We start from the raw sequence: 12,057 nt of genomic DNA, 5'->3' as shown, positions 1-12,057 counted from the left end.
TCGATGCGGATGGACGTGACCGCCGCACCCGGGATCGAGGAGAGGAGCGTACGGCGAAGGGAGTTGCCGAGGGTGTAGCCGAAGCCCGGCTCCAGTGGCTCGATCACGAACCGGGAGCGGAACTCGTCGACGACCTCTTCGGTCAGTGACGGACGCTGAGCGATCAGCACGAGGTGTTGCCTCCAGTGGTTTGGCGCCCGCTATGTGACGCCGTGGACACAATGAAGGGTACGGGCGGAACGGGCGATACGGTGTCGCGCGAGGAACTGCCGGAGCGGATCCGTGTCGCGCAGGCCGCGCAATGGCGGGTGCACCGACCACCGCCGGAACCCGCCTCCATCCTGTCGCTGATCACGCAGTAACGGGCTGGCCGGCAGCCAGTTCGTCCGCGTGCGCGCCCGTGACCAGGTGGACCAAGCGACGGGCGACCGAGACGGCATGGTCGGCGAACCGCTCGTGGTAGCGGCCGGCGTGACGTCCGTGGCCGACTCCAGCGGGGAGATTCCGCTCTGTCGACCGGGTCCGTGAGTCGCGCGCGTTGGCCATCCAGCCACGCACCCTGGAAGCACTGGCCCCGTTCGGGGTGACCGACGAACAGATCGGACGCGGCAATCCCGCGATGCAGGTCAGGATGCATCTGCCGCCGCGGGTGGTGCAGCTGCCGCTGTTCGACATGGGGCTGACCGACACCGCATACCCCCACTCCGACCGCGAGGGCGAGGCCGGCGAGTGTGCATGGGGGCAACTCGCCTTGGGGCGGCGGGCGGTGGTGTGCCGGGGCGAGGGAGCGCAGGCACAGCCACAGGCCGAGCGGCAGCAGGGTGGCAGGGTGCCCAGGACCGGGCGCCGAGGGAGGTCGCCGCGCAGGGCGCCGTCGTGGCGGTAGCGCCACAGGGCACCGGGTCCGGCAACGGCGTTGAACAGCAGGTTTGTCGGGGTGATGGCCGAGTTGGGCACGCCGAGGACGCTCAACTGGGCGGGGAGGAAGAACACGGCCCCGGACACGCCGACCGGAGCGGTCACGGTCACCGTGGCGATCAGCAGGCCGACAGCCGGCCCTCCCGCCGATTTCCAGTCCACCGTCGCCACCTCCTGCCGATCACCAGGTCAGTATCAGCTCGCTTGGGCGGCGGTGGGGGCGGCCTGCAACGAGATGTTCATGAGCAGCAGGCGCCGGGCCGGCAGCCGCACCCCTCCGGGGCGGCATCAGCCCGGGTGCTCGCGGCTTGCGCCGGGCCGGCCGTGGGGGCGCAGCAGCCCTTGCCCTGCCAGGCGTCGCGGCCTTCCTTGACGGCGATGGCGGCGATGGCGAGAGCAGCGACGGGGTCGGCCCAGGACCAGCCGAGGGTGGCGTTGAGGACCAGGCCGACCAGGAGCACGGCCGAGAGGTAGGTGCACAGCAGGGTCTGCTTGGAATCGGCGACGGCGGAGGCGGAGCCGAGCTCCCGTCCGGCGCGCCGCTGGGCGGCAGACAGGAACGGCATCACCGCCAGGGAGACGGCGGCGAGCACGATGCCCGGCAGGGAACGGTCTGCCTCGCCGGTGCCGGTCAGCGCGCGGACGGCGTCGACGGTCACGTACACGGCGAGCGCGAAGAACGAGACGGAGATGATCCTCAGCGTCCTGTGCTCCCGAGCCTCCCGGACGGCGTGGTCGCGAGCGGAGAACTGCCAGGCGACCGCGGCGGCGGAGGAGACCTCGATGACGGAGTCCAGGCCGAAGCCGATCAGCGCGGTGGACGAGGCGATCGTGCCCGCGGTCAAGGCGGCGACGGCCTCGACGACGTTGTAGGTGATCGTCGCGGCGACCAGCAGCCGTATCCGGCGGGCGAGCACCTCGCGGCGAGCCGGGGAGGGCCCCAGGGATATCGCGGCCATCAGCAGCAGCCCTTCGTATCCGCATCGGCGCAGGTCTTGTCGGCCTCCACCGCGACCACCGCCGCCCGCAGGTCGTCGAGGGCGTGGCCGAGGCGTTCGTCGGCGAGGTCGTAGCGGGCGCGGCGGCCGTCGGGCGTGGTGACGACCAGGCCGCAGTCACGCAGACAGGCCAGGTGGTTGGACAGCCGGGTGCGGGAGATGCCGAGCTGGTCGGCGAGCTCGGCCGGGTAGGCCGGGGCCTGGCGCAGGGCGAGCAGGATCCGGCAGCGGATGGGATCGGCGAGCGCACGGCCGAAGCGGGCCAGCACGTCGATGTCGGAGGCGATACTCAGCACGCCATGACAGTACAGGGAACCCTGAATTCAGGAATCGGTGGACTATTCTGCGGCCATGGGGCCGCTCGATCCACCCTTGGACTCGACCCACCTCTCGGAGAGGATGAGTTCGTGACGGACGACGGGCAGGACCTGGCCGAAGCGCAGCGGGCGCACTGGCAGCGCACCTACTCCGCCCACCCCGGCATGTACGGGCAGGAGCCGTCAGCCGCTGCCGTCCACGCCGCCGGCGTCTTCCGTGCCGCCGGAGCCGGCAACGTCGTAGAGCTCGGCGCCGGCCACGGCCGCGACGCCCTCTACTTCGCCCGCGAGGGCTTCACCGTCCAGGCCACCGACTTCTCCGCCACCGGCCTCGACCAGCTGCGGGCCGCCGCCCGGCGGCAGGGGGTGGCCGGTCGCGTGACCACCGTCGTGCACGACGTGCGCGACCCGCTCCCCATGCCGGACGCCTCGGCGGACGCGGTGTTCGCGCACATGCTGCTGTGCATGGCCCTGTCCACCAAGGAGATCCACGCCCTTGTCGACGAAGTCGGCCGCGTGCTGCGGCCCGGCGGCGCCTTCGTCTACACCGTCCGCCACACCGGCGACGCCCACTACGGCACCGGCACCGCCCACGGCGACCACATCTACGAGCACGGCGGCTTCGCCGTGCACTTCTTCGACCGCTCCCTCGTCGACACCCTTGCCGACGGCTGGACCCTGAAAGAGGTCCACGCCTTCGAGGAAGGCGAGCTGCCTCGCCGACTGTGGCGGATCACGCAGACCCTGCCCCGGTGACCGCCGAAACCAAGGGGCCTGCCCGAACAGCGGGGGTTGCATCCGGTACCCGGGTACAGGCTTACCGCCGAACGCGAGGCCGCTGCCGCCGGATGCAGCGCCGCAACTGACCGTCCTCGCACGCCGAACACCCCCACTGCCGACCCAGGAAGATGCGGGTGCGGGCACCGTCCGAGGCGTACGCGTCCCTCAGCTTCCGGCGCGCGTCTACACCTCGATGTGCGAGCCCATGATGACCGTGCGGTCGCGGGGCAGGCTGAAGTACTCGGCGGCGTCGGCCGTGATGTAGGAGGTGGCGACGAACAGCCGCTTGCGCCAGGGCGCCATCGTCGGTGCCTTCCCTCGCCGTAGCTCGATCTTCGACAGGAAGTAGGACGCCTCGTCGAGCTGCAGCGGCCCTTCGGTGTCGGCCGGGTCGAGCAGGGCCAGTGTGCCGGGCACGTCCGGTGTCTCCATGTAGCCGAACCGGGCGGTGACGTGGATGATCCCGTCGTCGGCGTACCCGAGGTCGTCGACGACGATCCGCTGCTCGGCCGGGACACGGGGCACCGGCTCGGTCGCGATGGACAGGATCACGACCTGCTCGTGCCGCACGTGGTTGTGCTCGACGTTGGCCCGCATGGCCAGGGGCGCGGTCTCCTTGTCCCGGTTGAGGAAGACGGCTGTGCCGGGGACGGTGAGCGTCGACATCTCCCCGGTGCGGAGCTGGTCGATGAACTCGGGCAGCGGGCCTTCCTCGCGTGCTCGTTCCGCAGTGACGACTTCGCGGCCGCGCTGCCAGGTCGTCATGACGGTGAACACGGTGAGGCCGATCAGCAGGGGCAGCCACGCGCCGTGGACGAGCTTGGTCAGGTTGGCCGCCACGAACAGCAGGTCCACGAAGAGCAGTACGGTCGCGCCGATGGCGATGAGCCACTTGGGCGTGCCCCACTTCGCGCGGGCGACATAGAAGAACAGCAGGGTGGTGATCGTGATGGTGCCGGTGACCGCCATGCCGAACGCGAAGGCCAGCGCCGCGGAGGTGCGGAAGGCGAAGACCAGGGTGAGGACCGACACCATCAGCAGCCAGTTGATCCAGGGGACGTAGATCTGGCCGATGGTGGATTCGGAGGTGTGCGCGATCCGCAGCCTCGGCAGGTAGCCGAGCTGGGCGGCCTGGGAGGTGACCGAGTACGCGCCGGTGATCACCGCCTGGGAGGCGATCACCGTGGCCGCCGTGGCCAGCAGGATCATCGGCCACCGCCCCCAGTCGGGCACCAGCAGGAAGAACGGGCTGCTGATGTTGTCCGGATCGTCGAGGATCAGCGCGCCCTGGCCGAAGTAGCTCAGTACGCACGCGGGGAGGACGAGGAACAGCCAGGCGCGGGTGATCGCCCGGCGGCCGAAGTGCCCCATGTCGGCGTAGAGCGCCTCGGCGCCGGTGACCGCGAGCACGATCGCGGCCAGGGCGAAGAAGGCGGTGCCCCAATGGCCGAACAGGAAGGCCAGCGCGTACGTCGGTGACAGCGCCCTGAGGATGGCCGGGCGGTCGCTGATGCCGGCGACGCCGCATGCGCCGATCGCCACGAACCAGGCGATCATGACTGGCCCGAACACCCGGCCCACGGCTGCGGTTCCTCTGCGCTGCACCAGGAACAGCAGCACGATGATGACCGCCGTGATGGGCACGACCGCTTCGTCCAGCGACGGCTCTACGACCTTGAGCCCCTCGACTGCGGACAGCACGGAGATCGCCGGGGTGATCATGCTGTCACCGAAGAACAACGATGCACCGAAGATGCCCAGCGCGGCCAGGACGACCGCGGCCCGGCGCCCACGCTGTGAACTCCACCGTCGCAGCAGGGTGATGAGTGCCATGATGCCGCCCTCACCGTCGTTGTCGGCGCGCATCGCCAGCAGTACGTAGGTGACCGTGACGATGATCATCACTGACCAGAACACCAGTGACACCACCCCGTACACGTTGTCGGTGGTGACCGGGACGGGGTGCGGGTCGCTCGGGTTGAACACCGTCTGGAGGGTGTAGATCGGGCTGGTCCCGATGTCGCCGAAGACGACGCCGAGAGCCCCGATGACCACCGCGAGGCGCACCGAGTCGTGCGCGCTTGCCCGAGGAGCCTCCGGTGCCTCCGAAGCGGATCTGTCGTCCGTCGCGGTTCCCTGTCGGTGATCGGCCATGGTGCTCCTCCTCCGTATGGGCCGCTGAACTGCAGATCTGGGGCACTGGGGCGGACGATACCGATCGAGGGGGCGGCCTGCGCCGGTGGGCGCGGCCTTCGGTGGCGCGGTGAGCCAGGTTGATGCGGTAGGCGCTGGGGCCGCCGATGCGTATCACATGCCCTCGGTCGGCGGCGGCCGCCCAGGCTGACTCGTGAACTCGACGCCGACAAGCGGCGGTTGCTGTCGCCGGCCGCCGAGGCAAGGAAGCTCGTAAGCCTGGCAGCGGAGAAGCGGAATGCCTTCGCCGCCGAGGGGCGCAGCCCGGTGACAGCCTTCTCATCGACGTTGATCATGCCAACGCACCCTCAGTGACTCCTGAATTCACTTCGAAACGACATCCACGAAAGTGACACGGCCGGTTGGGTCGTGGAGCTGACGCGCTTCCCGTCAGGAGCTCTTGGCGAGGCCCCGGACTGGTTCCGCTGGACCGCACCGAGGGCCGGGAGCACGCCCTGTACGTCGCAGCGGAGAAGGACACCCTGCGCCAGCTGCTCACCGACTGGCTTGCGCCGTTCGGCATCCCGGTGCTCGTGGTCCGCGGCTTCGGCTCCCAGTCCTGCGTCGACGTCGTCCGCAGACCGGACCGGTGCTGCAGGCCGCTGGTTCGTCGCGGGCTTCACCGCGAGTCGCCGGGTTCACTCGTTGGCGGTGTTCCTCGTGCGCTCACACCGCAGACCAGCCATCGTGAAGGAGACCGGACCCGGGAAGCGCACCTGTATTTGCTCCTGGAAGACCCCGGTGGAAGGTGAACGAGCACGGCCACGCCTGGGATGCAAGCGTGCACATGCGTGAATTCAGAAAGGAACCAAGTTGTCCAGAAAGTTCGCGGTTATCACGGCAATCGCCCTCAGTGCTTTCTGCGGTAGTGCAGGAGTTGCCTCCGCCGACACGAACACGGTCGTCACCGGCGGAGACGGCTTCTCGTCATCCACGGTCACCGTCAACGCCCCTCAGCAGGGCCTGATCGTCTCGAACGGCACACCTCTCGTCGACCTCCACTGCCTCGGCGCCGGCGCGCCGAACGACCACTACGCGGCCTGCGTGCAGGCGCCGGTGTGACGAATCCGTTGCCGATCACTGGATGAAGAAGCTGGTTTCGATCCAGTGATCTTCAGAACGGAACGGCCAGCCCGGCCTCGCGCAGTCGAAGCAGTGCCCTGCCCCTACATTCGGCGACCGAGGCCCCGTCAGCCCGCAGTCCACTGGACAACGGACCACCGCTGGCGGCAGAACTCCACGCCGGCAGGCCTTCCCGCAGGCGCTCCGCGTCGATCCGGATCATGGCCCCCACACCCTGCTCGCCGAGCCATTCCAAGATGAGCAGGGTCGCATCCTCAACACCGCTGTCGGGATCGGGCTTGGGCCACCGTCTCCTTGCTTCGACATCGACCACCCCGTGCAGTCGAAGCCCTCGAACCCGACGAACTCCAGCGCCTGGTCCTCGCCGCCCTCGCCCCGTACGTCGACCGCGACGTCCTCGCCGAACAGATGGCACGCGAGGAACAGCAACGCCGCGCCCTGCCTGACTTCCTCGGAGGCTGGGGCGTGGCGGGTGGGGAGGGGACTGACTGTGATTGCAGTATTAGAAGCCGGTGAGCCGAGAATCGGCTCAGGCGGCACCTACCGAGAAATAGTGCGGAAAACGACTATCGATCGGCATACCCGAGCACGTCATCGCCGCCGACGGGCGACTCCCTGTGGCCATCGTGCACCGGTTGATCGCGGCGGGGCACTCGCCCGCACACCCCGAGGACGACTGACCGTGATGGGCAACGCCCGTATGAATGCGCGCAGTTCTCGGCGGTCAGGAAAGTCCCGATGCCCGAAGCACCGCCTGCACCGTCTCGTCGTCGATGCGATGGCCCAACCGGTAAAGGACGTCCGCACCGTGGCGCAGCGTGCCACGCTCCAGGGAGCGGCGGACGCCCGTGTCGAGTTCGTGCCAGAGCATGGGGTTGGCCGTGAGGACCCGGGAGTCGAGTTTCAGCTGGTTGCCGAAGGTGTCCCGGAGGATCAGGTGGGACGAGACGGCGTCGTACTGCCATACGGTCGTCAGCGCGTCCGTGCGGACGGTGCGCCGGCGCCAGAGGGTGCGGACCGCCAGCCAGCCGGAGCCCGCGCTCACCCGGGGCGGCAGCAGGATGGCGAACACGGTGGCCGACAACGTGGACCAGAGCAGGGTGCGGAGGGGAGTCAGGCTTCCCGCGTCCCAGTCGACCAGGAGGCTCATGGCGCAGAACACCAGGGCGCAGCTCACCGCGAGCCGGGCGCTGCCACGCCAGTGGCGGTCGCCGGCCGAGCCCGCCGGTCCGCTCCGTCGCATGCCGCTGACGCTAGGCGCCTGCGCGGGGCCGGGGGGCGCCGCTAACGGGGCCCTAGCGTCGTACGGGCGAATCTTGACGGGATCCTGACGCGGGCGCCGGAGCCTCAGCCGGTGTGCACACGCGGGCGGCGTGCGCGGTCCGGCTCCGCTTCGCGCAGGACCTCGCGGGTGACCGGGGCGACCTCGCCCTGGCCGAAGAGGAAGAAACGCAGGAAGTTGGCGAACGGTCCGCCCTCGGTCCACTCGAAGTAGATGTGCGGGATGCGGCCCGTCGTGTCGCGGACGTGGAGGAGGAGGGCGGCCAGTCCGTTCGGGATGGAGGAGGACTCCAGGGTGAGGATCCGGTAGCGGTTGTGCAGTACCTCCCCGCGCACCGTCAGGCCGGCCTCGAACTCGGAGGGGTCGGTGACCGTCACCTCGACGAAGACGAAGTCCTCCTGCTCGGGCAGGTCGTTGTCGTTGCGGATCTGTTCGATCTTGTCCCGGTACTCGGCCTTGTCGCGCCGGTCGGGCTCGTTGGCGATGAAACGGATCTTGCGGCTGGCGATGTCCCGGACGAATCGTTCCGCCATGTCGTCGAGCGTCACGCTGGTCACGCGCAGCTCGAAGGCCCGGGCCAGCCGGGACAGCAGGGAGACGAGGATGATGCCGGCGATGAAGCAGGCGCCGATCTTGACGCCGTCGGGACGTTCGATGACGTTGAGGACCGTCGTGTAGAGGAACACCGCCGAGATGACGGCGAAGGCGATGGTCCAGTTCCGTTGGCCCGCCTTGTGAGCGGCGATGGTCACGGCGATCGCGGCGGAGCTGATCAGGACGAGTACGCCGGTGGCGTAGGCGCCGCCCTGTGCGTCCACGTCCGCGTCGAAGATCCAGGTGACCAGGAAGCCGATCAGGGTGAAGACGATGACCATCGGGCGGACGGCGCGGGCCCAGTGCGGGGCCATGCCGTAGCGGGGCAGATAGCGGGGCATCAGGTTGAGCAGGCCTGCCATGGCGGAGGCGCCGGCGAACCACAGGATCGCGATGGTCGAGATGTCGTAGACCGTGCCGAAGGCGTTGCCCAGGTAGTCGTGGGCCAGGAACGCCAGCGCGCGACCGTTGGCCTGGCCGCCCGGCTCGAAGTCCTTCTCCGGGATCAGGAGCGTGGTGATGAAGCTGGTCGTGATCAGGAAGCCGCTCATGATGACCGCGGCGGCGGTCAGCAGCTTCTTGGTGTCCCGGATCCGCCCCTTGGGGCTCTCTTCCGTGTCGTCCGTGTCGCCCTGGACGTGCGGCATGACCGCGACGCCGGTCTCGAAGCCGGAGAGGCCGAGCGCGAGTTTGGGGAACACGATCAGGGAGACGCCGATCATCGCGAAGATGTTGCCGTGCTCGGCGGTCAGGGCGCTCGACCAGTCGGTGACCACGTGGCCCGCGGTGACGACGTGCCACAGTCCGACGACGACCACTACGACGTTCAGGGTGAGGTAGATGGCCACCAGCGCGACCGCGACGCCGATCGCCTCCAGGAAGCCCTTGAGGAACACTGCGCCGAGCAGGGCGACGAGGATGAGCGTGATCAGCATCTGGTGGCCGTGCAGGGTGCTGGTCAGGTGTGGGTTCTCCACCAGGTGGGTGGAGGCGTCTGCGGCCGACAAGGTGATGGTGATCAGGAAGTCGGTGGCCGCGAAGCCCAGCAGGGTCAGGACGAACAACTTGCCCTGCCAGAAGGACAGCAGCCGCTCCAGCATGGAGATGGAGCCCTCGCCGTGCGGGCTTTCCTCGGCCACTCGTCGGTAGACCGGCAGGGCGCCGGCCAGGGTGACTATGACGAGCACGATGGTCGCGATCGGCGACAGCAGACCGGCCGCGAGGGCCGCGATACCGGGCTGGTAGCCGAGGGTGGAGAAGTAGTCGACGCCGGTCAGGCACATCACACGCCACCAGCGTTGGCCCTTGTGCGGGGGCTCCGGTTCGGCATGGGGTCCGGTGTGGCCGCCGGTCTTGCCCATGTCGGAAAGGCCCTCCAGCATCCACTCACGCAGACGAGGCGGTGGGCGTTCGGCAGTGACCATCGGCGTGCTCCTGGGTGCGGCTCAGCGTGGGGATCCGGCCATCACGCGGACGGCGGCACCAGCGTAAGCAGAGAGTGACGCCTCGGCCCACGGGCGAGCGCTCCGAGGGCGTCAAGACTCCGTTAAGGGCGGCCGGGTGTGTGGCTGATCCGGAGGCTCTGCGCGTCTGCATGCACCGCCGGGAAGTCGCCTCTACCCGAGAGCCGGGCGGAACCCCTCAAGAGGGTTCCGCCCGGCTGTCCGGTGTGCGTCAGGGCTCAGGCGGTTGAGGCGGTGGCTCGCCGGGCCATGTGTATGCAGGTGTCGAGGATGTCGATCGCGGTGTCGACGTCGTCGTCGCTGTGGTCGGCCATGGCCTGCAGGCGGAAGCGCGCCGCGTCGGAGGCGACGGCCGGCTGTTCGACGAGGTGGGCGACCAGGCCGGCGCGGGCGATGAGGCCGGAGGCGGTAGGAGGTGGCGGCCTTCTCATATCCGGCGGAGCTGTGTCACCGCCGCCGCTCGATGACCTTCGCGTGCAGGAGCGTTCCGACGAGCTCGATGCGCAGACGGGGATCGGCAGCGGAGTTCTTGGAGCGGAGCTTGACCTTGGAGTAGGTGAGGCCGAGCCCGTCGGTGTCGATCACGATGTCCCGCGAGCCGACGAAGAACAGCTTGCCGTGCACCATGTCCGTCTCGATGCGCAGGACGTCCGAGGTGATCACCGCGTGGCTGAAGTCGAAGGTGACTCGGCACAGTTGCGTGCGAAGTTCGATGCGCGCGGGTACAGACCAGAGCCCCTCCCGTACGTACTTGCCGCCGTGTTGCTCGACCACGAGTACGTCTTTCCCCTGGGCTGCGGGCACGATCGGCAGGTCGGCGGTGAGCTGGGCCAACTCGCCGAGCGTCCGGGCTGACAGCGCGCTCTCCAGCCGCATGTCGAGTTCCTCGGCGTCGAGTCGGCCGTCACCGGCGGCGATACGTAGCGCATCCACGACCCGGTCGCGATCCTCGTGCGATGCCCGCAGATCCGGCAGATCATTCGACATGCCAGCCACGTTAGCGGCACAGCGCAGTGGCCACCAGGCACGACAAACTCGCTGTCCGCTACAAGGCCACCGTGCAGATCGCCGCCGTCAATGACTGGCCATGACGCCACTCGGAAGGCACTACTCAGTGGGGCGGGCGACCGAGGGTTCGCTGTTCCTCATCGCCCGCCCCTGCGGCGCATGGCGTTCGATCAGCTCTGGCCGGCCTTGTGGCCGTGGTTGGCCTTCTTCTTGCGGCGGGCCTTCTTCTTCCGGGCGCGCTTCGACACGTACGTCAACTCCTCTTCCGGTGAAGGGCCTTCAAGCGCTGCAGCCGACCAGCAGGTCCGCCAGCTTGTTCAGGCGCTTCACGGTGCGGTCCTCCGTTGCGGCCGGGGCCGGTTCGACGCGCGTGTCGCGGTCGTAGTAGGCGCCGTTGACGATCTCGACGGCCGGGTCGCACAGCCGGACCACGTTCGCCGCGCCCTCAGTGGGCGAAATGCCCTCGTGGGCGTACAGCGGGAGCAGTGCCGTGTCACACACCCCCGGGTGCACGGAGACCGCGGTGACGCGCGGATCGGCGGCGAACACCGTGAGCGCCAGCTGCGACTGGGCGTATGCGGCGATCCGGGAGTAGCGGCGGGCGCGGTTCGGGTCGGACCACTGGATGGACGCCGTGCGGTGCAGGGCCGACGAGACGTTGACGACCCGGCCGCCCGGGTCGCTCGTGAGTGCCGGCTCCAGCCGGCAGGTCAGCAGGTAGTGCGCGAGGAAGTTGACCTGGAAGGCGATCTCGTTGCCGTCGGCGGTGACGGTGTGCCGCTCCGGGGCGGCCATGCCGGCGTTGTTCACGAGCACGTCCAGGTGCGGGTGTTCCGCGACGACCCTGCGGGCGAGGGTCTCGACCTCGTCGAGGCGCGCGAAGTCGGCCGCGTACGTGCAGAGTTGGTCCCCTGCGACGCCCGCCGTGGCGACGAGGGCGTCGGCGGCGGCGCGGGCCTCCTCGGCGGTACGGCCGTGCAGCAGCACGGTGGCGCCGCGCTCGGCGAGCTGCCGGGCGGTCTCGTAGCCGATGCCGGAAGTGGCGCCGGTGACGAGGACGGTACGGGACGAAAGCGTGGAGTAGGACATGATCCAATCCGGGGTTGACGGCACGCGAACGAGGCCCCGACGAGGGGCGGCGGGCGTGCGGGTACAAAGAGGGAGCGGGGCGCCGGACAGGAGTCACGGCGCCCCGGGGGATGCGGAACGCGTCAGTGGGACACGGACGCGGGCATTTCCGCACAGCGCGGCGCACGACGGGGCAGCCGAGTGGGACTCGGCGGCCGGTCGAAAAGGAGCCAGGCGCTGTTCACGTCATCCATGGAAGCCGAGCCGCAGAGCGGGGGCAAGCCTGGCTGCCGTTCTCTGATGCCCTTCTGACGTGCGCATACGTGTTTTTGACGGTCGAGGTGAAGAAGCAG

The 12,057-nt window shown here is 69.2% G+C and carries 13 protein-coding genes and 1 pseudogene; 3 read left to right on the top strand and 11 right to left on the bottom strand.

All coding sequences use genetic code 11. The annotated features are described in order from the left end of the window. Positions 1–170, bottom strand: a pseudogene (locus tag ACFY10_RS52070) (DNA-directed RNA polymerase subunit alpha); the annotation flags it as partial. 42 nt (positions 171–212) lie between these two features. Between ACFY10_RS52070 and ACFY10_RS52065 the strand changes: the two are divergent. Further along, entirely contained in the window at positions 213–362 is a 150-nt protein-coding gene (locus ACFY10_RS52065; RefSeq protein ID WP_390672454.1) for a hypothetical protein, read from the top strand. Here ACFY10_RS52065 and ACFY10_RS52060 read toward each other — a convergent pair. The 3 genes from ACFY10_RS52060 to ACFY10_RS52050 form a co-directional block, all read right to left on the bottom strand. Further along, positions 352–1,080, bottom strand: a complete 729-nt coding sequence (locus ACFY10_RS52060) for a hypothetical protein (protein ID WP_390672453.1) — start codon at positions 1,078–1,080, stop codon at positions 352–354. The two genes, ACFY10_RS52065 and ACFY10_RS52060, sit on opposite strands and share 11 nt — an antisense overlap. Positions 1,081–1,157: 77 nt before the next feature. After that, complete coding sequence (locus ACFY10_RS52055; protein ID WP_390672452.1) at positions 1,158–1,877, bottom strand: cation transporter; 720 nt, start codon at positions 1,875–1,877, stop codon at positions 1,158–1,160. Beyond that, on the bottom strand, positions 1,877–2,212 hold the full coding sequence (locus ACFY10_RS52050; protein WP_390672451.1) for an ArsR/SmtB family transcription factor: 336 nt from the start codon (positions 2,210–2,212) through the stop codon (positions 1,877–1,879). Before ACFY10_RS52050 ends, ACFY10_RS52055 begins: the two co-directional genes overlap by 1 nt. A gap of 111 nt (positions 2,213–2,323) precedes the next feature. On the opposite strand from ACFY10_RS52050, the gene ACFY10_RS52045 reads away from it, so the two are divergent. Further along, positions 2,324–2,989: a class I SAM-dependent methyltransferase gene (locus ACFY10_RS52045; protein ID WP_390672450.1), complete on the top strand. Its 666-nt coding sequence runs from the start codon at positions 2,324–2,326 to the stop codon at positions 2,987–2,989. Between the two features lie 207 nt (positions 2,990–3,196). On the opposite strand, the gene ACFY10_RS52040 is transcribed toward ACFY10_RS52045, so the two are convergent. Next, the gene (locus ACFY10_RS52040; RefSeq protein ID WP_390672449.1) at positions 3,197–5,167 is read right to left on the bottom strand and encodes a potassium transporter Kup; all 1,971 of its coding nucleotides are present in this window, start codon (positions 5,165–5,167) and stop codon (positions 3,197–3,199) included. Between the two features lie 852 nt (positions 5,168–6,019). Here ACFY10_RS52040 and ACFY10_RS52035 point away from each other — a divergent pair. After that, positions 6,020–6,268 carry a hypothetical protein gene (locus ACFY10_RS52035; RefSeq protein WP_390672448.1) on the top strand — a complete coding sequence of 83 codons (249 nt, stop codon included), beginning with the start codon at positions 6,020–6,022 and terminating at the stop codon, positions 6,266–6,268. Positions 6,269–6,320: 52 nt separating this feature from the next. Here the strand turns inward: ACFY10_RS52035 and ACFY10_RS52030 are convergent, their stop codons facing one another. The 6 genes from ACFY10_RS52030 to ACFY10_RS52005 form a co-directional block, all read right to left on the bottom strand. Continuing rightward, positions 6,321–6,602, bottom strand: a complete 282-nt coding sequence (locus ACFY10_RS52030; protein WP_390672447.1) for a hypothetical protein — start codon at positions 6,600–6,602, stop codon at positions 6,321–6,323. Between the two features lie 411 nt (positions 6,603–7,013). After that, positions 7,014–7,532 (bottom strand): hypothetical protein, encoded by a 519-nt coding sequence (locus ACFY10_RS52025; RefSeq protein WP_390672446.1) that lies wholly within the window; start codon positions 7,530–7,532, stop codon positions 7,014–7,016. A 104-nt stretch (positions 7,533–7,636) separates the two neighbouring features. Beyond that, on the bottom strand, positions 7,637–9,589 hold the full coding sequence (locus ACFY10_RS52020; protein ID WP_390672445.1) for an amino acid transporter: 1,953 nt from the start codon (positions 9,587–9,589) through the stop codon (positions 7,637–7,639). Positions 9,590–9,846: 257 nt separating this feature from the next. Beyond that, complete coding sequence (locus tag ACFY10_RS52015; RefSeq protein ID WP_390672444.1) at positions 9,847–10,059, bottom strand: hypothetical protein; 213 nt, start codon at positions 10,057–10,059, stop codon at positions 9,847–9,849. A gap of 16 nt (positions 10,060–10,075) precedes the next feature. After that, complete coding sequence (locus ACFY10_RS52010; protein ID WP_390672443.1) at positions 10,076–10,615, bottom strand: DUF1707 domain-containing protein; 540 nt, start codon at positions 10,613–10,615, stop codon at positions 10,076–10,078. A 300-nt stretch (positions 10,616–10,915) separates the two neighbouring features. Further along, on the bottom strand, positions 10,916–11,725 hold the full coding sequence (locus ACFY10_RS52005; protein WP_390672442.1) for an SDR family NAD(P)-dependent oxidoreductase: 810 nt from the start codon (positions 11,723–11,725) through the stop codon (positions 10,916–10,918). Positions 11,726–12,057 lie beyond the last annotated feature (332 nt).

This window comes from Streptomyces sp. NPDC001401 (assembly GCF_042895385.1).
Taxonomy (GTDB): domain Bacteria; phylum Actinomycetota; class Actinomycetes; order Streptomycetales; family Streptomycetaceae; genus Streptomyces.
The sequence above is the reverse complement of the archived record's forward strand: the minus strand, read 5'-3'. Positions and strand labels throughout refer to the sequence as shown.

Coding starts and splice junctions, on each gene's coding strand:
- ACFY10_RS52055 (WP_390672452.1), bottom strand. CDS start 1,877: ATGGCCGCGATATCCCTGGGGCCCTCCCCGGCTCGCCGCGAGGTGCTC.
- ACFY10_RS52040 (WP_390672449.1), bottom strand. CDS start 5,167: ATGGCCGATCACCGACAGGGAACCGCGACGGACGACAGATCCGCTTCG.
- ACFY10_RS52025 (WP_390672446.1), bottom strand. CDS start 7,532: ATGCGACGGAGCGGACCGGCGGGCTCGGCCGGCGACCGCCACTGGCGT.
- ACFY10_RS52020 (WP_390672445.1), bottom strand. CDS start 9,589: ATGGTCACTGCCGAACGCCCACCGCCTCGTCTGCGTGAGTGGATGCTG.
- ACFY10_RS52015 (WP_390672444.1), bottom strand. CDS start 10,059: ATGAGAAGGCCGCCACCTCCTACCGCCTCCGGCCTCATCGCCCGCGCC.
- ACFY10_RS52010 (WP_390672443.1), bottom strand. CDS start 10,615: ATGTCGAATGATCTGCCGGATCTGCGGGCATCGCACGAGGATCGCGAC.
- ACFY10_RS52005 (WP_390672442.1), bottom strand. CDS start 11,725: ATGTCCTACTCCACGCTTTCGTCCCGTACCGTCCTCGTCACCGGCGCC.